Source organism: Labrys sp. (in: a-proteobacteria), assembly GCF_047605565.1.
In the GTDB taxonomy this organism is placed as follows: Bacteria; Pseudomonadota; Alphaproteobacteria; order Rhizobiales; family Labraceae; genus Labrys; species Labrys neptuniae.
Genome location: NZ_JASGFM010000060.1, coordinates 13,118 through 30,619, shown reverse-complemented (window position 1 = coordinate 30,619; position 17,502 = coordinate 13,118). Strand labels below are relative to the sequence as shown.

Sequence of the window (17,502 nt, the reverse complement as noted above, 5' to 3'; positions counted from 1 at the left end):
GGCAAGGGAGGCAGGCCGAGCTTGGCGCTGACTTCGATCACGCCGGGCGGGGCGACGCGGTGGGCGAGGGCCGCAACCGCGACGCCGGCGGAAACGGCAAGGTTGAGGGCCGAGCCGCCGCCGCCGACGAAGGTCTCGCTCCAGGCCAGACCCGCCCGTTCGAGAGCTTCCGTGGAGCGCAGGCGATCGGGGCAGGTTTCACACATGCTCAACATGGCGAGCGGCAAGGGATCTTCACGCCGCCATTCGAAGCCGGGTGAGGCGTACCAGCCATAATGGGTCGCCGACAGCGGCGTACCCGGCCTGCGATCGTCCTCATTGTGCACGATGACGGCGTCGAGCCCGCCTTCGTCGAGGGCGGCCATCAGCATGGTGGTGGTGTCGATCTTCACCTTCAAGGTGAGCGTCGGATCGTGGGCGTTGAGCTGCGCCAGCAGGGCAGGCAGTTCGGGGCCGGCGACATGATCGACGAAGCCGAGCGAGAGCCGGCAGGGCGCCGAGGCGAACTCGGCGATCGCCCGCTCGTGGGCGGCGATGAAATCGCGTGCGGCGGGCAGGAAGGCAGCGCCGCGCGGCGACAGGCGTACCCGTCGTGGCGTGCGTTCGATCAGCCTCGCACCGAGCTTTTCTTCCAGCCGCCGCAACTTGACGCTGATCGTCGCCTGTGTGCTGGCCAGGGCCTCGGCGGCCCGGGTGAAACTCTGCAGGTCGGCCACCATCACGAAGGCCTTGACCGCATCGACATCCAGCGTCGTCATTGCATCAATACCATTTTGTCATTTCTGAAATAGATGATGATCGTCTTTTTATATGATCGGCCTTCTTCTATGTGAGGACAACCTTCTTTTTCAAGAGCCGGGGAGGAGTGCGCGGCCATCGCCGCCGGCCCCGGACCAGGTTGTTCGATCATGACTTTTCAGACAGGGCGCAATGCTGTCGCATTGGCGGGCGTATGTCTCGCTTCTCTCTTGTTCGGGCTGGAGATTTCCAGCGTGCCGGTGATCCTGCCGACCCTCGAAACCGCGCTCAAGGCCGATTTCAAGGATCTGCAGTGGATCATGAACGCCTATACCATTGCATGCACCACGGTCTTGATGGCGACCGGCACCCTGGCCGATCGTTTTGGCCGCAAACGGGTGATGATCACCACCACCATTGCCTTCGCCTTGGCCTCGCTGATCTGCGGCCTCGCCCAGGATTCGCTGGTGCTGATCATTGCCCGCTTCCTGCAGGGCCTGGCCGGTGGCGCCATGTTGCTGTGCACGGTGGCGGTGCTCTCGCACCAGTTCCAGGAGGGCGCCGAGCGCGGCCGGGCCTTCACGGCCTGGGGCATCGTCTCGGGTGTCGGCCTTGGCTTCGGCCCGCTGATCGGTGGTCTGATCGTCTCGCTTTCAAACTGGCAGTGGGTTTTCCTCATCCATGTCCCGCTAGCCGGTGTGGCTCTGCTCCTCATCGCGGTCGGCGTCCGGGAATCGCGTGATCCTCAGGCCAAGCGCATCGATCTGGCCGGTATCGTCACGCTGTCCCTGGCGGTATTCGGTTTCTCCTATCTGATCACCCAGGGAGCCGACCTGGGTCCGGCCATGCGCTGGGGCGTCGCCGCAGTGGCGATCGTCGCTTTCGTTGCCTTTCTGGCGGCCGAAAAGGTCAGCCCGCATCCGATGTTCGACTTCTCGGTGTTTCGCATCCGCCAGTTCTCAGGCGCGATCATGGGCTGCATCGGCATGAATTTCAGCTATTGGCCCTTCATCATCTATCTGCCGATCTATGTCTCGAGCGGTCTTGGTTATGACGCGACGCAGGCGGGCCTGCTGCTCCTGGCCTATACCTTGCCCTTCATGGTCGGCCCGCCGCTCGGCGAGGCCCTGCGGCGGCGCTACCAGGCCCGGATCGCCATTCCGCTCGGCCTGTTGACCATCGGCCTCGGCTTCCTCGCCATGAAGATCGGCGCCGGCATCGAGGGCGCGAATTGGCTGACCCTGCTGCCGGGCCTTCTGATCGCCGGCCTAGGCATCGGCATCACCTCGACGCCCACCACCAACACCACCACCGCCTCGGTATCGCCGGACAGGGCCGGCATGGCCTCCGGCATCGATATCAGTGCCCGCCTGATCACCCTGGCCATCAATATCGCGGTGATGGGTCTCGTCCTGGTCGAAGGCATCCGGGCCTCGCTGCAGGCGAGCCTTGGGGCGGCGCTGGGACCCGAGGAATTGCGGACGCTGGCGGAGAAGGTCGCCGCCGGCAATCTCGCTAGCCTGACCCAGGACGTGCCCAAACTCGCCGGGGCGGATCCTTCCGGCTCTCTCGTTCACGCCGCGCTGGTCGACGGCTTTGGGCTGGTGATGCTCTATGGGGGTATCGGCGTGATCGTGCTAGCCATTCTCAGCTTCCTGATTTTCGGATCGAGACAGGCACAGTCGGTGGGCAAGGCTGAGCGGGAGGTCGCGTCTTCACCAGCCGTTGCCCTCAAAGGGGAATGAAGCAATCGACTGTATACTTTGAGCGAAGATGATTGGGCGGCGCCGTTGAACCTATCGGCGCCGCAATGCCCTTCTAGCCCTTGCAGCGGATCCGGGTCGAAAGCAGGAGGCATCATGTCGTCTTCACCGTTCCAGGCGCTCGTCTTCGATCTCGGCGGCGTCGTGGTCGCCCATGACAATGCCGTGTTGTTTACGCGCCTGGCCTCGCGCTGCCGGCCCGATTGGCGGCCCGAGGATGTCGCCGCGCTGTTCCGGCAATCGCGCTGGGGCACGGGCACGCCGATCCGCCTGTTTCATGCACAGCTGGCGGAGACGGCCGGTTATGACGCATCATGGGACGTGTTCATCGAGGATTGGAGCTGCCATCTCGACGTCGATGCCTCGATGCTCGCTGTTCTGCAGCGCTTGGCCGGGCGCAACCGCGTGATGATCTTCTCGAACACCAACCAGGAACATTGGGATTTCGTCCGGAAGGCATCGGGTGGTGTCCTGGCGGGGTTAGAGCCCTATCTCAGCCATGAGATCGGGCATGAGAAACCCTCGCTGCGTTCCTTCCAGGTGGTGGCCGAGAAGGCCGGCATCGATCCGGTCCGCTCGATCTTCTTCGACGATTTGTCCGCCAATGTGGATGCTGCCCGGCAGGCCGGTTTCCAGGCCGAGGTCTTTCTGGGCGAGCCCTGGCTGCTGTCTTTCCTGGAGGCTCGTGGCGTGGCGCTGGGCTAGGCCCCGAGGCCGGTTACGGATCGGACGTCATCCGCCTGCCGCAGGAAATCCCGACCCGTCTCGGTCAGGCCCACCATCGCCTCGCCGTCGATCCGGTTGCGGGAAACGAAGCCGCGCTCATTGGCTTCTTCCCAAACCGGCAGGCGCGGGCATGATGTCCGCCACGCTTCCATGACCTCGGCATAGGGGCGGTCGCCGCACGACAGCCAGGCCAGGAGATCGCGCAGCAGGGCGTCGAGCGGATCGGACGTCGATCTCGTCATGGCCAAAAGCCTCCTCCCGGTCCTCGCCTCAGAACTGGGTGAGCCCGCTCAATCCGATCGCGGCGCCACCCGCCAGCACCAGCAACGGATGGATGCGGGTCGTCGCGGTGAGAAAGGCCGAGACGGCGATGATACCCGCCAGCAGCCAGGTTTCGGCGGAGGCTTCGGCGATCACGGCGGCGCTCGCCGTGACCAGCCCGACCGTCATCGGCAGCAGGCCCGCCTGTACCTTCTGTCGCCAGGGCCGATCGCGGAAGCGGTCCCAGAGCCGGAGGGCGACGCCGGTGATCAGGGAGGAGGGGCCGAACTTGGCGAGCGAGGTCACCAGAACGCCCGGCAATCCCGCGACGTGCCAACCGACGAGCGGCACGATCATCATGTTCGGGCCGGGAGCGGCCTGTGCCAGGGCAAACATCGCACTGAATTGCTGCGCCGACATCCAGTGCTGGATATCGACCACCTGCCGGTGCATTTCGGGCAGGATGGTATTGCCGCCGCCGAAGGCGAGCAGAGAAAGCTCGGTGAAGATCAAGGCGAGGGTCAGCAGGGGGGATGCCATCATGCCTTCCTCCAGGCCAGGAAAATGCCGAGAGGTGCCAGGACCAGCATGGTCGCCAGCAAAGGCAGGCGCAGCACGGCGATCGCCAGGAAACAGGCACAGGCGATCACGATCCCGGCGGGATCGCGCCGCAGCGGACAGGCGACCTTGATCGCCATCGAGATGAGAAGCCCCGCCGCGGCTGCCGAAAGCCCGGCAAAGAGGTGGTGGACATGCGGGTCGGCATGGAAGCGATCATAGAGCACGCCAAGCCCGATGACGATCGCGGTCGGAGCGGCGATCAGGCCGAGAAGGGCCGCGCAGGCACCGGCCACGCCGCGGAAGCGCAAGCCGATGGCCACCGACATGTTGATGATGTTGCCGCCCGGCAGGAACTGGCACAGGCCGAGGAGATCGGCGAATTCCTGGGCACTCAGCCAGCCGCGCTCTTCCACGATCATGCGGCGCGCCAGCGGCAGCACGCCGCCAAAGCCGATCAGGCCCAAAGTGAGGAAGCCGCCGAACAGGTCGGCGATGTCGGGGGATCTCCTCTCCACTGGGAGGGATGGGGTTGCAGCATCCATATGTCGAGCCTTGCCTGGGAAATTTGCGCGAAAGCTAGGCTTCCCGACCCATCATGTCCAATATATGATAGAGGTAATATCCATATCCAAAGAATATGACATGATCGAACTACGTCATCTGCGCTATGCCGTCACCGTCGCCGATGAGGGCCATGTGACACGGGCGGCCGAGCGGCTCGGCATCCAGCAGCCACCGCTCAGCCAGCAGATCCGCGTGCTGGAGCGCGCCGTCGGCGCGCCCCTGTTCCAGCGCTTGCCCCGCGGTGTCCGATTGACCGAGCCGGGACGGGTGCTGGTGGAGCGGGCCCGCCTCGTCCTGCAGGATGTCGATGCGGCGCTGGAGGCAACCAAGAGGGCGGCGCGCGGCGAACAGGGCAGGCTTGCGGTCGGCTATACGACCTCGGCAGCCTTCCATCCGCTGGTCTCCGCCGTCATGCGCGGGCTACGCGAGGCCGCACCCGGCATTGCTCTATCGCTGGAAGAAGGCAGCACCGGCGATCTCATCGAATTGCTGCGCGCCGATCGCCTGGATGCGGCCTTTGTCCGCGCCCCGGCTGCCAGGCCCGACGGGCTCATCGTGGAGCCTCTCCATGTCGAGGAGATGCTGGTCGCCCTGCCGGACCATCATCCGCTTGCCGCCGCGTCCCTGCGCCGGCAACGCCTGTCGCTGGGCGCTCTTGCGAACGAGACCTTCGTGCTCAACCGTCGCCCCTCCGGCCCGGGCCTCTATGACGACATCATCGCGGCCTGCCGTGCCGCAGGGTTCAGCCCGATGGTGGGGCAGGAAACGCCGAGGATGGTTTCGACGCTGAGCCTGGTCTCGGCCGGCCTCGGCATTTCGATCGTGCCGGCTTCCATGGCGAAGCTGGAGACGAACGGCATCGTCTATCGACGCCTCGACGGCACGACGGGGCTGACGGCGCCGCTCTACCTCGCGCGCCGCGCGGACGAGCCGAGCCCCAGCCTGTCGAAGTTCCTCGATATGGTGCGCCGGCAGGCTTGATCGTTATCAGGGGAGTATCGGGCCTGGGCGAGACACATGCTCTGCTCGAGAGTGGTGCTGCCCCTCACCTTACCTCTCCCCGTAAGAACGGGGCGAGGAGGCACAAGCGTTGCGATTAGTTTTTGGAGTTTTCATCTCGCCCGACCGTCGGGCGAGATAACAGGCTTTCGGAATGAAACTCGACGTCGAAGCCCCCTCGCCCCGTTCTTACGGGGAGAGGGTAAGGGTGAGGGGCTACGCTACGGTTCAGGAAGCAGCGCCCATTCCCGGCGATCATTCATAGATCGTTGGCCTGGGGCAGGATCACCAGGTCGCGGATGGTGACGTTGCGGGGGCGGCTGAGCATGAACATCACCGCAGCGGCCACTTCCGTCGGCTGCATGAGATCGCCCGCCGCCAAGGCCGCGTCGAGCTTGGCCTTGGGCCAGTCGCTGATCAGGGCGGTGACCACGGGGCCGGGCTGTACGGCGCCGACGCGGATGCCGTGCTTGGCAACCTGGCGCCGGACCGTATGGACGAAGGCTTGCACCGCATGCTTGGAAGCGGTGTAAACAGGCTCCCACACCACCGGGATCATGCCCGCCACCGAAGAGGTGACGATGATGTCGCCGGTCTTGCGCTCAACCATATGCGGCAGCACTTCGCGCACCGTGCGGAAGGCGGCGTTGATGTTGAGATTGAGCATGCGGTCCCAGGCATCGGGATCGCCCTCGACGACCTCGCCGCCGATATAGGAACCGGCATTGGCGTGGAAGATGTCGAGCTGGCCGGCCTTGTCGAGAATCTCGGGCATCATGCGCGATACGCTGGCTGGATCGAGCAGGTTGGTGACCACCGGAATGGCGTTCGGTCCGAGTTCCGCGCAGATCGTTCTGAGGGCATCCTCGGCGCGATCGACGAAGACGACGCGGGCGCCGGCCGCCAGCAGGGCCTTGGCGCATTCCAGGCCGATGCCTGAAGCGGCGCCGGTGATGGCCGCGACCTTGCCGGTGAAGTTCTGGCCCGAAACGTTCTGGCTATTGAGGCCCTGTTCCATGATTGGCATCTCCTGCATCGGTTTCCGCGAGGGCGGAAGCCTCCCGCTACAATTTTGAGTATCTTGGGAAAACGAGCCGGCAAGCTCTTGATCGACAACGACTTACCGGCTCGGGACAAGGTCAGGCGCGGCCGTGGGAAACGCGGGACCTGCGGGCCAGGGAGTCGACGATCACGGCGATGGCGAGCACGGCGCCGGTGATCATGTAGCGCAGCGACGAGGACAGATCGAGCAGCGTCAGCCCGCTCGAAATCGCCTGGATCACGATGATGCCGAGCAGGGCCGAATAGGCGCTGCCGCGACCGCCGAACAAGCTGGTGCCGCCGATGACCGCCGAGGCGATGGCATTGAGGTTCACCTCGCCGGTGCCGGCCTGCTGGCTGGCGGACGCCAGGCGTGCCGCGGCCAGGATGCCGCCGGTCGCCGCCAGGCCGGCGCAGGTCACGAAGGCGGAGGCATAGATGAAGCGCACATTGATGCCGGCGCGCCGTGCTGCCTCGCGATTGCCGCCGACGGCGTTCATCGAGCGGCCCCATTTGGTGCGGGTCAGCGCGTAGTTCATCACCACGACCAGGACGACGAACAGGGTGAACATCCACGGCACGCCGCGGTCCTGGTTGAGATAGAACACCACCAGTTCGAGCGCGATGGTGATCGCGGCGGCGCGCAGCAGGATGAAGGCGAAGGGACGGGCGGAGAGCCCGGCCTCGCGGCGGCGCGATGCGGTGCGGAAATCGGCATAGAAGATCACCACGCCCGCGATGGCGGCCAGCGCATAGGCGAGCGCGTGGGGCATCGTCATGGTCTGGCCGAAATTCACCACCTCCGAGCCGTAGGGCAGGTTGATGGAGCCGGTCGAGCCGAGCAGATAGAGCTGCAGGCCGAGCACGGCCAGCAGGCCCGCCAGGGTGGCGACGAAGCTCGGCATGCCGAAACGGTTGAACAGGAAGGCGTAGACGGCGCCGATGGCCATGCCCGCCAGGATCGCGGCGGGAATGGCCAGCACCACCGGCCAGTTCAGATTGACCCAGAGCACGCCGAGCAGGGCCGAGGACAGGCCGCTCACCGAGCCGACGGAGAGGTCGATCTCGCCCAGCATCAGGATGCAGACGATACCGAGGGCGATCACGCCGACCGTCGAGCAGTCGAACAGCAGATTGACCAGATTGTTGGCCGAGAGGAAGACCGGGCTCAGGCTCTGGAACACGATGCAGATCAGGATGAGGCCGACGATCACCGGCAGGAAGCCGAGATCGCCTGACCTTATGCGCTCCAGGAAGGCGCTGATGGCGCCGCCGATGCTGTCGTCATGTTTCACCCGCACATCGGCGCGGTCGAGCGGTGTCTTGGAGGCGCCCGACTTGGAGGCGCCCGAATCTGAGCGACCTTGCTCGATATTGCTGGTCATGGCTGGCTCTCCTGGCTCTGGTCGGCCTGTGCCTGGCGTCGCGTCGCGCGGCGGGACACCGAGTTTTCGGCGGCTCCGGTAATGGCGCTGATGAGGTCCTGATGGGAATCATGGGGGTAGAACACCCCATTGTTGCGTCCGAGCCGGAGCACCACGATGCGGTCGGCCACGGCACGCACGTCGTCCATGTTGTGGCTGATCATCACCACGCCGAGGCCCCGGTCGCGTACGCGCTCGATGAGATCGAGTACCTCGGCTGTCTGGGCGACGCCGAGGGCCGCCGTCGGCTCGTCGAGCAGGATGATCTTGGGGTCGAGCAGCAGCGAACGGGCGATGGCGACGGTCTGGCGCTGGCCGCCCGACAGGGAGGCGATGGGTTCGCGCACGCTGGGAATGCGGGCCGACAATTCGTTGAGCAGCTTCCAGGCCTTGATCTCCATCGAGACCTCATCGAGCCGGTAGGGCTCGAGTTCGCGGCCGAGAAAGATGTTGGCGACCGAGTCGAGGTTCTCGCACAGAGCAAGATCCTGGAACACGGTGGCGATGCCGAGATTGAGGGCGTCGCTCGGCGTTGCGAGCGTTACCGGCTTGCCGTGGAAGGTGATGGTGCCGGAGCTGGGCTGGTGGACGCCGGCCAGCACCTTGACCAGGGTCGACTTGCCGGCACCGTTGTCGCCGACCAGCGCCACGACCTCGCCAGCATGCACGTCGAGCTCGATATCGGTCAGGGCGGATACGGCACCGAAATGCTTGGAGACGTCGCGCAGGCTCAAGATGAGCTCGCCCGTGGGCGCATTGGCCGATGTGGAACCGGAAGAAAGGTCAGTCATACCGGAGTCCTTTCATAGATGGATCGGGAATGCCTGGCTGCAGGAAGGGTGTGGCAATGCCTCAAGCCCGAGGCCGGCTGTCATGGTGTGGTGCCGCGCGGCATCGTATGAAGTCTACAGTCGACAACAAGTCCGTGGCAGCCGTGATCCCCAGGCCGCGCGAAGGCGGCCGGGGGACCCGTCATCGGCTTACTGGGTGATGCCGAGCTTCTTGCAGCCTTCGGCATAGCGGCCGCCGCAGAGCTGGTCGGCCGTGGCGATCTTCTTGTCGATGATCTCCGCCTTCAGGTTCTTGGAGGTCACGATGGCCGGCACGAACAGCTTGGAGGGGGTGTCGAACAGGGTGGCTTCGGCCTTGGGCGTCTTGCCGGCGAGGAGCTCGACGGCGACGTCGGCGGCGGCTGCGGCGACGATCTCGCTCGGCTTGGAGATCGTGTTGTACTGGTCGCCGGCGATGATCAGCTGCAGGGCGGCGAGGGTGGCGTCATTGCCGGTGACGGGCGGCACGGGGTCGACGCCGGCGGCCTTGAAGGCCGCGATCGCGCCGCCGCCGGTGCCGTCATTGGCGGCGACCACGCCGACGATCTTCTTGCTGAAGCGCGAGATCTGGCCGCTGGCCCATTGCTGGGCGTTGGACGGCAGCCAGTTGGGCGTGTCGAACTCGGCCAGGGTCTTGTAGCCGCTGTCCTTGAGGCCCTCATGGATGCCGTCCCGGATCAGCCGGGCGGCCGCGTCGGTCGGCGAGCCGTTGATCTGCAGCACGCCCGTGTCCTCGGTCGGTGCCTTGGTCGCCTTCAGATGCTCGACCAGGGACTCGGCAATGGCCTTGCCGATCGCCTTGTTGTCGAAGGAGACGTAGAAATCGGCCTTGGCGTCGGGAATGGGACGGTCATAGGCGATGACCTTGATGCCCTGGCCTTGCGCCTGCTTGACCATGGAAGCCGCCGCGGCCGAGTCGACCGGATCGAGCACGATAACCTTGGCGCCCTGGGTGATGACCGAGTTGAATTGCTGCTGCTGCTTGGAGATCGAGGCATCGGCGTTCTGGTAGAGCACCTTGCAGCTCTCGCACAGCTTCTTCATCTGGGCGACGAAGCCGGGATGATCATGCTCTTCATAGCGGGTCGAACCCTGGTCGGGCATGAGGAACGCCACGGTTGCGTCCTTGACCGCCGCATCCTGGGCCAGTGCCGATGCGCTGCCAAGCAGGGACAAGGCCAGGACGGCCGCGCCGGTGGACTTCAAGGATGTGAGTTTCATTCGGGCTTTCTCCCTTGGATATTATGATTGTGCGAATGATCGATGGTGACGTTGCGCGGCCGGGATCGGTCTTGCATCCGCCGCGTTCCGGGATGGAGCTTGGCGGTACAACGCATTGGCTGGCCGCAAGGTGCCAAGGCGCTGCTATTTTTTGATCGGCCCGTCAGGCACTTCGTGTCGCTGGGGCGCTGCCAATGGGAAGAAGCCGGCTGGCGTGGCGTGCCGGCTCGCTTTCCATGGAGGAAAGTAACGCTTCGGGCCGCACTGAAATGGATCGGCGATGATGCTCGCAGCGCCTCTGCCGGGCTGCGTTCGGACCCCTGGGCATGACCGTCTCCCCCAAAACGCGGCCGGCCTTGCGTGGTGTTCTTGGCCTGGCCGTTTGCTCTCGAGCCGTCGGCTCTCCAGTGACAGGAAGCTAACCCGTTGGGGAAACTACGTGCCACCACGTTTCACGGGGTGTGGTGATACTTTTTTGATCGCCTGAACGCGGGGTCGGCTGACCGCCTGGCCGGCTCCTCTGCCTGGCTCAAAACACGTGCTTCGAGAAGGAAGCGTAGCCGGAGGCGAGGATCTGTCCCCAGGTCATGCCATTGTCAGAAAACTGGGACAAGAAGACCGGGGGTGGGCATTCACAGATCAAGCGAGCGAAGGGTTGGAGATCCGGTCATGAGATATGGTTGCGCGCGATGGAATCTACGCGTCGGTGTGGCTTTGCTTGGTGCTGCCGCCCTGGGGCTTGCAGCCCCGTCGGCGGTTCTTGCCCAATCCGATGCCGCACCGGCCGGCGCCAGGCCCTTCCACACCCTCGACGGCAAGCCGCCGCTGGTGATCGGGCATCGTGGCGTGCCGGGTCTGGTGCCTGAGGAGACGGAGGCTTCGTATGATCTCGCCGCCGCCCTCGGAACGGATGCGCTCGAAGAGGATCTGCACCTGACCAAGGATTGCGTGCTGGTGGCACGCCACAATCCCTGGCTGAGCGACAACACCAACGTCGCCGAGGTGGCCAAGACCAATGCCGACGTCGCAGCGCGCAAGCGCACGGTACCCGGCGTCATGGTCAAGGTGAAATGGGCCCAGACGCCGACCAGCGGGCCTGCCGAATATCTCACCGACCTGACCGATCCGGCCAATCCCAAATCGGTGCTGAAGTCCCTGGTCGTCGATGGCGAAGACCATACCAATGACTGGTCGGTCACCGATTTCACCATGGCCGAGCTGAAGAACTGGATCGCCGGCACCACCTATGACGCGGCCAATGAGCGGCCGAAGGTATTCAACGGCAAGTTCCCGGTGCTCAGCTTCCAGGAGATCATCGATATCGCCAGGGCCAAGAGCAAGGAGACCGGGCGTCCGATCGCCATCTACCCGGAAACCAAGAACCCGACCTGGAACAATGCCCAGGCCATCGCCAATGGCTGCGGTGCGCCGGGCAGCCGTCCGCTCGAGGATACCCTGATCAAGATCATCAAGGACAATGGCCTCAACACCAAGGAGGCTCCCATCCTGGTGCAGAGCTTCGAGCCGAGCAGCCTGAAATATATGCGCGAACACGGTCTGCAGACACGACAGGTCCAGCTCATCGATGCGGATGGTGTCGACCTGAAGACCGGCAAGGTGCTCTATGACGACATCACCAATTCACGCCCCTTCGATTGGACGGTTTCGGGCGATGCGCGCTGGTTCGACGCGATGCTGAGCCCCGAGGGCCTGGCGGAGATCAAGATCTATGCCGATGGCATCGGGCCCTGGAAGCCCCAGATCGTCTCGCTCAAGATCTCGCCCTGGAAGGACAGCAATGCCGATGGCACGCCCTATAAGGGCTCCACGCCCGAGGCCTCGACCCAGGAAGCGACCAGCCTCGTCACCGATGCGCACAAGGCCGGCCTGTTCGTGCATGTCTTCACCTTCCGGAACGAGAAGAAATACCTGGCTGCCGATTATCATGGCGATCCGAGCCTGGAATATCTGAAGTTCTTCCGGCTGGGCATCGATGGCGTTTTCACCGATTTCACGCATACGGGGGTCGCGGCCCGCGCTGCCTATCTGCGCGAACTCGGTTGGTAGGAGGCCGCCCTCGCATCCGCATGAAGGCGGCAATGTTGGTGTAATAACAGCCGAGCAAAACCGCGGAGCGCGGGCAGGACGGTATCGCGCTCTGGGCCTGCGACATGCGGATCTATTGTCTCTGCCTTTGGCTGCTCGCTCCCCTCGCGATGCTGTCGGTCTTCCGGCACAAGCCAGCGATCGCCATTGCCAATCCCGGATAGGACCTCTCGTTGCTCGACGTCATGGCGACTGGGACGCTCGCGCCGGCGGTTGGGCGGGTGGAAATGGTTTGGGCGGTCCCCCTTGGTGGCGTCAGGCCACCAATTTCAAGACCGTGTTCCAGTTGCGGCCGGTCACCAGCGTGCCGAGATGGCGCTCGATCAGCTTGGTGGTGAGCTTGGAACGGCCTATGCCATCCGGGTAATGGGCGTAGAGACAGCGCTCGCCGGCGGCGACGCTCTCGCGTTCCCGGATTGCCACGCGCAGGGAAGCGACGGCAGATGGGTCGATGTCATGCTTGCTGGGGAGTGCCAACAGGTGGGCAGGGTCGTCCGCGGCTTCCCTCGGATAGGGATTGGCATCGATCATGGCCTGCCATTGTGGCGTGGTACGGATGACGAAGGTGGTCGACACGCCGAACTTCTCGAATACGGCTTGTTCCCAGCGCTGCTCAAGATCGGGCAGGGCCGCCTCGCGGGCCTCGAAGGTCAGGTTGCCGCTCTGGAGCAGGGTCGTGACCCCGGAGAAGCCGAGGTCTTCGCCGAGGGCGCGCAGTTCGGCCATCTTGATCGTCGAGCTTCCGCCGACATTGATGGCACGCAGCAAGGCGATGTAGCGCATGATCGGGTCCTTGTTCGGGGGACGTGCGACGTCGAGCCTGTAAGCCAGCGTCGAGGCAATTGGGCGGGATATCGGCTATTCCAGCACGGACTTGGCATGCATGGTCAAGGCAATTCGGGGGACGCGGCGGCCGTCCACGTCGATCATTCAGGGGAAGTTGCGTTGATGTCGTCCGCGAATCTGCGCATGAGCCGCACGAGGTCCCGAACATCGCCCGGCTCCCATCCGGCAAAGATCGCGCGGCCCATCTTCTCGCGGGCAGCGTCGACCAGATCGGTCATGGCCTTGCCCTTGGGCGTAATGGTCGCCTCGCGAATACGTCTATCGGCAACGCTGCCCTGACGATCCACCAAGCCGAGGCTCTCGAGTTTTGCCACTTGCCGGCTGACCGTCGTGTAGTCCCGCCCCACGCGGTCGGCCAATTCCACCACGCCGATGGGGCCGAGCCGCTCTACCATGACCAGCAACGGAAACAGAGCGCGATCGAGAGAGATGCCGGCTGCCCGCACCATCGCCTCGTCACGCTGGGGGCGGTTCATCACGCTGACGATGTCGATCAGCGCGCCGTGAAGCTCGCGCAGCAAGGTGCTAATATGTGTATTTTGCACATTATTAATTGACGGCATGTCCAGTCTCCTATTATGTGCATATTACACATATGGAGATGAGCATGACAGAGCAATTTGCAGTTGACGTTCTCATTTGCGGGGCGGGGGCGGCCGGGTTGACGCTGGCGATCGATCTCGCGCGGCGCGGCGTGTCCTTCCGACTGATCGAGAAAATGGACAAGCCGTTCCACGGATCGCGCGGCAAGGGCATTCAGCCGAGAACGCTGGAGATCTTCGAGGACCTCGGAGTTCTGGACCGGATGGCGGCGGCCGGTGGGCCCTATCCGCGGCAGCGCCACTATCATGATGACGGCAGTCACAGCGATTCCGAACTCATGGAGCAGCAAGCCCCGATACCAGCCGAACCGTATCGCACCCCGTTGATGCTGCCGCAGTTCTTGACCGAGGCCATCCTGCGCGAACGTCTTGCAGAATTGGGACATCACCCTGAGTTTGGGTCAGAATTGCTGGGCTTCGACCAGAACGAGACCGGCGTAGCAGTACGGATCGTCGGCAGGACGGGCGAAGAGAACATTCGCGTGCGCTGGCTCGTCGGTGCCGATGGCGGCCGCAGTTTCGTGCGCCAGGCGCTCGACCTCGGCTTCCCGGGCAGGACGCTCGGCGTTCGCGCCATCGTCGCCGACGTTTCCCTGACTGGTTTGAACCGGGATGTCTGGCATCGTTTTGGGGACAAGGACATGCAGCGGCAGATCTCGCTTTGCCCGCTCGCGGGAACAGACCTTTTCCAGATTCAGGGGCCGGTTCCGCTTGAAGGCGACGTCGACCTCTCCGTCGAGGGGCTGAATGCCATGGTGGCGCAACGCACCGGCCGGGACGACATCCAGGTGACATCCGTCTCCTGGGCTTCCGCTTTCGGCATGAATGCCCGGCTTGCCGATCGATATCGCGTTGGTCGCGTATTCCTGGTCGGAGATGCGGCGCATACGCATCCGCCGACCGGGGGACAGGGTCTCAATACCAGCGTGCAGGATGCCTATAATCTCGGTTGGAAACTGGCAGCTGTTCTGGCCGGTGCCCGAGGCCAACTGCTCGACACCTATGAGGAGGAGCGCCGCCCCATAGCCGCAGCCATGCTCGGCCTTTCCACAAGTCTGCTGGAAGATCTCAAACGCGGCGAGATACGGCGTGGCCGCGAGACGCAGCAGCTCGATATCGGCTATCCCAAGTCGTCGCTGACGATCGAGCGGCTAGCACGAGATGGTGACGTGCTTGCGGGGGATCGGGCTCCGGACGCGCCGGTCCAGGGTGCGGCAGGACAATCCATGCGTCTGTTCGACCTGTTCAAGGGCCCGCATTGGACGCTGTTGGCCTACGAGGCCAACCGGGCCGGCTTGCCACCCCGCCGCGGGCTGCATATCCACCATATCGGCGAACGGGGCGACATCATCGACCATGCTGGCCATGTCCGCGACATCTATGTTCTCGGTCCGGGTGATTGGGTGCTCGTCCGGCCCGATGGCTATATTGCCACCATCCTTGCTTCCGCCGAAATGGCAGTGCTGCAACGCTATCTCGAGGAGGTAGGCCTTGGCCAGCCGGAACAGGCGCATCCGTGACCCGCTGCGGTGGAATGGCGAGCTGGCCGCATAAGCTTCGCCGCCCCGGCCAAGGCCTTATTGCGGTGCGACGAAGAAGAAATCCGCCGGTGGCAGCGAGCCGTAGACATAGGGTTCCTGGCGGTTGCCGGTGACGTCGAGCACATCCTGGCGTACGAAGCGGAAGATCTTGTTGATCTCCACGCCCGGCTCGACCAGGCGCCTGGCGAGCGAAAGGGCGAACGGGCTGTTGGCCTGATCGCCATCGGCGGCCGTGGTGCCCTCTTTGGCGGAATAAACCACCAGCGTGGCGCCGGCCGGCTCCACGCGCGATAGGCCGCGATCGATCGAACGGCTCGCCACGCTCCGCTTCATCTGCGCGATGAAGGGATTGTTGCGGCAGGCGTCGAGCACCACGAGCTTGAGCTTGCGCGCGCCGTCGAGCGTGCTCATCACCCGCTCCAGCGGAACGGCTTCATCGGGAACATCGCGGTCGGATTCGAGCACGGCGTCCAGCGGGATCAGATAGTTCTTGTTATCCACCTCGATGCCGTGGCCAGCATAGTAGATTACGGCCCAGTCCGATTGGTCGGCCTTGCGCGCAAAGGCTTTCAGTGCGGCGATCATGCCGGCGCGATCGAGGTCGTGCGCAATCGTGACGTCGTCCACCCCGGTTTGGCGCAGCGCCTGCCCGATGAGATCGGCGTCGCGCAGCGTGTTCGGCAACTGGGATACCGAACGATAGGCGGAGTTGCCGATGACCAAGGCGACGCGGCGAGGCGCCGGGCCGGTTGTATCGATCACGGGCGCTGACTTGGTGACAGGGACGGTCTTGGCAATCGGAGCCGTGTCGACGGCGAAAGCCGGCTTCGACGTATCCTGGGCCGTTTCGATCGTACCGCCGGCATTGTCTGGCGAAGCGTCAGCCGTCACCATCATCGAGGCCTGCGGTTCGGCCGGCTGATAGGTGATGGTGCCGTCGGCGCCTTTTTGCCAGCGATAGACGATCAGATCGGGCGTGGTGCGGTCGCCCTTGGCGTCGAAGGCGATGTCGCCGAGAACGGTGCGGAACGGCTTGCCGGCATGCATCGCTTCCGCCAGGCGTCTTGGATCCAGCGTTTGGGCCCGTGCAGCGGCCTGCTGGAAAACCTGGATCGCGGCATAGGCGTAGAGGCCATAGCCTTCCGCCAGAGAGGGGTCCACGCGGATGATGTCGGCCGCCGCAGGGTTCTGGCCATGCGGGGGAGGAAAGGTCATCAGCGTGCCGATCACGGCATCGCCGCCAAGGGCAGGAAAGTCGCTGCCGATCAGGCCGTCGCCGGAAAACAGCACTGTCTTGAAGCCCCGTTGGCGCAACTGCCTGAGAATGAGGGCCGCCTCGGTATAGAGGCCGCCCCAGAGCAGAAGGTCGGCCCGCGCCTTGCCCAGCCGGTCGACGATGGCGGAATAATCCTTCTCGCCGACATCGATACCAGCCTCCAGCACCGGCTTGAATCCCGCCTGCGCGAAGGCATCACGGGCACTTGCCGCCAGACCCTGGCCATAGGGGGTCTTGTCATGCAGGATGGCCACCCTCTTGCCCTTGAAATTCCTGGCGGCATAGTCCGCCCAGACGTCGCCCTGGCGATCGTCGCGGCCAGTGACGCGGAAGACGTTCCACAGGCCGCGCTCGGTTACCTTCGGATTGGTGGCGGAGGGCGAGATCATGATCATGCCGCGCTCGGCATAGATCTCGGAGGCCGGAATGGTGACGCCCGAGTTGAAATGCCCCACCACCAGCTTGATGCCCTGGTCCGCAAGCTTGTTGGCAGCCGCCACGCCCTGTCGTGGATCGGAAACGTCGTCGGCCACGACGATCTCCACCTGCTGGCCGGCGATGCCGCCCTTGGCATTGATGGCTGCCGCAGCCGCCTCGGCACCTTTTCGCATCTGCTCGCCGAAGACGGCGTTCGGACCCGTCATCGGGCCTGCCACGCCGAGCTTGATCTGCGCCCCGGCGGGCGTTCCGGTTGAAAGGCCGATTGCCAGGAGCAGGCAGGTCAACCAGGCCATCCGCATGGCGGGTTCCTCTCGATGTCCGGAAAAATATCAACCATAGGTTGAGGTGAATCATAAGGCATCGCAGCCGGCTGCGACAGTCATGCCGGTAACAAGCAACCGGTTGGCGGGGTCGGTGCAGCAAGGAAAGCGGCGAGCATGATGTCCGGTTTGCGCCGGCGAACGCCTTAACGTCGCTAAGTATAACTCGAATCACGATTTGACGCTGCCAAGTATCTATGAAACCGTCCGAATTTGGGCCCGTGGTTTTTCCGGACAGAGTC

General features: G+C 64.3%; 17 protein-coding genes. 5 read left to right on the top strand and 12 right to left on the bottom strand.

The window, feature by feature from the left end; all coding sequences use genetic code 11:
• Both QM672_RS30680 and QM672_RS30675 read right to left on the bottom strand, forming a co-directional pair.
• Positions 1-758, bottom strand: a 758-nt coding sequence (locus tag QM672_RS30680) for a LysR family transcriptional regulator (RefSeq protein ID WP_415087142.1), incomplete at its 3' end; no start/stop codon positions are given.
• A complete protein-coding gene (locus tag QM672_RS30675) occupies positions 755-910 on the bottom strand; it encodes a hypothetical protein (protein ID WP_415087140.1) in 156 nt (51 codons plus the stop codon). The genes QM672_RS30680 and QM672_RS30675, both read right to left, overlap by 4 nt.
• Here QM672_RS30675 and QM672_RS30670 point away from each other — a divergent pair.
• Positions 909-2,483 carry an MFS transporter gene (locus QM672_RS30670; RefSeq protein WP_415087138.1) on the top strand — a complete coding sequence of 525 codons (1,575 nt, stop codon included), beginning with the start codon at positions 909-911 and terminating at the stop codon, positions 2,481-2,483. The two genes, QM672_RS30675 and QM672_RS30670, sit on opposite strands and share 2 nt — an antisense overlap.
• A 114-nt stretch (positions 2,484-2,597) precedes the next feature.
• Positions 2,598-3,206, top strand: a complete 609-nt coding sequence (locus QM672_RS30665) for an HAD family hydrolase (RefSeq protein WP_415087136.1) — start codon at positions 2,598-2,600, stop codon at positions 3,204-3,206.
• Here the strand turns inward: QM672_RS30665 and QM672_RS30660 are convergent.
• Genes QM672_RS30660 through QM672_RS30650 form a run of 3 tightly spaced genes read right to left on the bottom strand, consistent with a single transcriptional unit; the run spans position 3,203 to position 4,591 of the window.
• Positions 3,203-3,469, bottom strand: coding sequence for a hypothetical protein (locus QM672_RS30660; protein WP_311941907.1), 267 nt, complete (start codon positions 3,467-3,469; stop codon positions 3,203-3,205). The genes QM672_RS30665 and QM672_RS30660 overlap by 4 nt on opposite strands.
• 28 nt (positions 3,470-3,497) lie before the next feature.
• A complete protein-coding gene (locus QM672_RS30655) occupies positions 3,498-4,031 on the bottom strand; it encodes a chromate transporter (RefSeq protein WP_311941904.1) in 534 nt (177 codons plus the stop codon).
• Entirely contained in the window at positions 4,028-4,591 is a 564-nt protein-coding gene (locus QM672_RS30650) for a chromate transporter (RefSeq protein ID WP_415087133.1), read from the bottom strand. The genes QM672_RS30655 and QM672_RS30650 overlap by 4 nt, the downstream gene beginning before the upstream one ends.
• Before the next feature lie 100 nt (positions 4,592-4,691).
• On the opposite strand from QM672_RS30650, the gene QM672_RS30645 reads away from it, so the two are divergent.
• Positions 4,692-5,594 (top strand): LysR family transcriptional regulator, encoded by a 903-nt coding sequence (locus QM672_RS30645; RefSeq protein WP_415087131.1) that lies wholly within the window; start codon positions 4,692-4,694, stop codon positions 5,592-5,594.
• Between the two features lie 277 nt (positions 5,595-5,871).
• Here the strand turns inward: QM672_RS30645 and QM672_RS30640 are convergent, their stop codons facing one another.
• From QM672_RS30640 to QM672_RS30625, 4 genes are all read right to left on the bottom strand, one after another.
• Entirely contained in the window at positions 5,872-6,630 is a 759-nt protein-coding gene (locus QM672_RS30640) for an SDR family oxidoreductase (RefSeq protein WP_415087129.1), read from the bottom strand.
• A 121-nt stretch (positions 6,631-6,751) separates the two neighbouring features.
• On the bottom strand, positions 6,752-8,038 hold the full coding sequence (locus tag QM672_RS30635) for a sugar ABC transporter permease (protein ID WP_415087127.1): 1,287 nt from the start codon (positions 8,036-8,038) through the stop codon (positions 6,752-6,754).
• On the bottom strand, positions 8,035-8,868 hold the full coding sequence (locus QM672_RS30630) for an ATP-binding cassette domain-containing protein (RefSeq protein ID WP_415087125.1): 834 nt from the start codon (positions 8,866-8,868) through the stop codon (positions 8,035-8,037). The genes QM672_RS30635 and QM672_RS30630 overlap by 4 nt, the downstream gene beginning before the upstream one ends.
• A gap of 189 nt (positions 8,869-9,057) precedes the next feature.
• Positions 9,058-10,128, bottom strand: a complete 1,071-nt coding sequence (locus tag QM672_RS30625) for a sugar ABC transporter substrate-binding protein (RefSeq protein ID WP_311941888.1) — start codon at positions 10,126-10,128, stop codon at positions 9,058-9,060.
• Positions 10,129-10,797: 669 nt separating this feature from the next.
• Here QM672_RS30625 and QM672_RS30620 point away from each other — a divergent pair.
• Positions 10,798-12,195, top strand: a complete 1,398-nt coding sequence (locus QM672_RS30620; protein WP_415087123.1) for a glycerophosphodiester phosphodiesterase family protein — start codon at positions 10,798-10,800, stop codon at positions 12,193-12,195.
• A gap of 294 nt (positions 12,196-12,489) precedes the next feature.
• On the opposite strand, the gene QM672_RS30615 is transcribed toward QM672_RS30620, so the two are convergent.
• Together QM672_RS30615 and QM672_RS30610 are read right to left on the bottom strand one after the other, a co-directional pair.
• A complete protein-coding gene (locus tag QM672_RS30615) occupies positions 12,490-13,017 on the bottom strand; it encodes a DUF1697 domain-containing protein (protein WP_367623277.1) in 528 nt (175 codons plus the stop codon).
• A 143-nt stretch (positions 13,018-13,160) separates the two neighbouring features.
• Entirely contained in the window at positions 13,161-13,643 is a 483-nt protein-coding gene (locus QM672_RS30610; RefSeq protein ID WP_311941879.1) for a MarR family winged helix-turn-helix transcriptional regulator, read from the bottom strand.
• Positions 13,644-13,687: 44 nt separating this feature from the next.
• Between QM672_RS30610 and QM672_RS30605 the strand changes: the two genes are divergently transcribed.
• Entirely contained in the window at positions 13,688-15,202 is a 1,515-nt protein-coding gene (locus tag QM672_RS30605) for an FAD-dependent oxidoreductase (protein ID WP_415087144.1), read from the top strand.
• Between the two features lie 57 nt (positions 15,203-15,259).
• Here the strand turns inward: QM672_RS30605 and QM672_RS30600 are convergent, their stop codons facing one another.
• A complete protein-coding gene (locus QM672_RS30600) occupies positions 15,260-17,239 on the bottom strand; it encodes an ABC transporter substrate-binding protein (protein ID WP_415087121.1) in 1,980 nt (659 codons plus the stop codon).
• Positions 17,240-17,502: the final 263 nt, after the last annotated feature.

Excerpts from the sequence above, each read along its gene's own strand:
- QM672_RS30620 (WP_415087123.1), top strand. The coding sequence starts at position 10,798 with ATGAGATATGGTTGCGCGCGATGGAATCTACGCGTCGGTGTGGCTTTG.
- QM672_RS30650 (WP_415087133.1), bottom strand. The coding sequence starts at position 4,591 with ATGGATGCTGCAACCCCATCCCTCCCAGTGGAGAGGAGATCCCCCGAC.
- QM672_RS30655 (WP_311941904.1), bottom strand. The coding sequence starts at position 4,031 with ATGATGGCATCCCCCCTGCTGACCCTCGCCTTGATCTTCACCGAGCTT.
- QM672_RS30635 (WP_415087127.1), bottom strand. The coding sequence starts at position 8,038 with ATGACCAGCAATATCGAGCAAGGTCGCTCAGATTCGGGCGCCTCCAAG.
- QM672_RS30630 (WP_415087125.1), bottom strand. The coding sequence starts at position 8,868 with ATGACTGACCTTTCTTCCGGTTCCACATCGGCCAATGCGCCCACGGGC.
- QM672_RS30670 (WP_415087138.1), top strand. The coding sequence starts at position 909 with ATGACTTTTCAGACAGGGCGCAATGCTGTCGCATTGGCGGGCGTATGT.
- QM672_RS30615 (WP_367623277.1), bottom strand. The coding sequence starts at position 13,017 with ATGCGCTACATCGCCTTGCTGCGTGCCATCAATGTCGGCGGAAGCTCG.
- QM672_RS30625 (WP_311941888.1), bottom strand. The coding sequence starts at position 10,128 with ATGAAACTCACATCCTTGAAGTCCACCGGCGCGGCCGTCCTGGCCTTG.
- QM672_RS30610 (WP_311941879.1), bottom strand. The coding sequence starts at position 13,643 with ATGCCGTCAATTAATAATGTGCAAAATACACATATTAGCACCTTGCTG.
- QM672_RS30660 (WP_311941907.1), bottom strand. The coding sequence starts at position 3,469 with ATGACGAGATCGACGTCCGATCCGCTCGACGCCCTGCTGCGCGATCTC.
- QM672_RS30600 (WP_415087121.1), bottom strand. The coding sequence starts at position 17,239 with ATGCGGATGGCCTGGTTGACCTGCCTGCTCCTGGCAATCGGCCTTTCA.
- QM672_RS30640 (WP_415087129.1), bottom strand. The coding sequence starts at position 6,630 with ATGGAACAGGGCCTCAATAGCCAGAACGTTTCGGGCCAGAACTTCACC.
- QM672_RS30605 (WP_415087144.1), top strand. The coding sequence starts at position 13,688 with ATGACAGAGCAATTTGCAGTTGACGTTCTCATTTGCGGGGCGGGGGCG.
- QM672_RS30645 (WP_415087131.1), top strand. The coding sequence starts at position 4,692 with ATGATCGAACTACGTCATCTGCGCTATGCCGTCACCGTCGCCGATGAG.
- QM672_RS30675 (WP_415087140.1), bottom strand. The coding sequence starts at position 910 with ATGATCGAACAACCTGGTCCGGGGCCGGCGGCGATGGCCGCGCACTCC.
- QM672_RS30665 (WP_415087136.1), top strand. The coding sequence starts at position 2,598 with ATGTCGTCTTCACCGTTCCAGGCGCTCGTCTTCGATCTCGGCGGCGTC.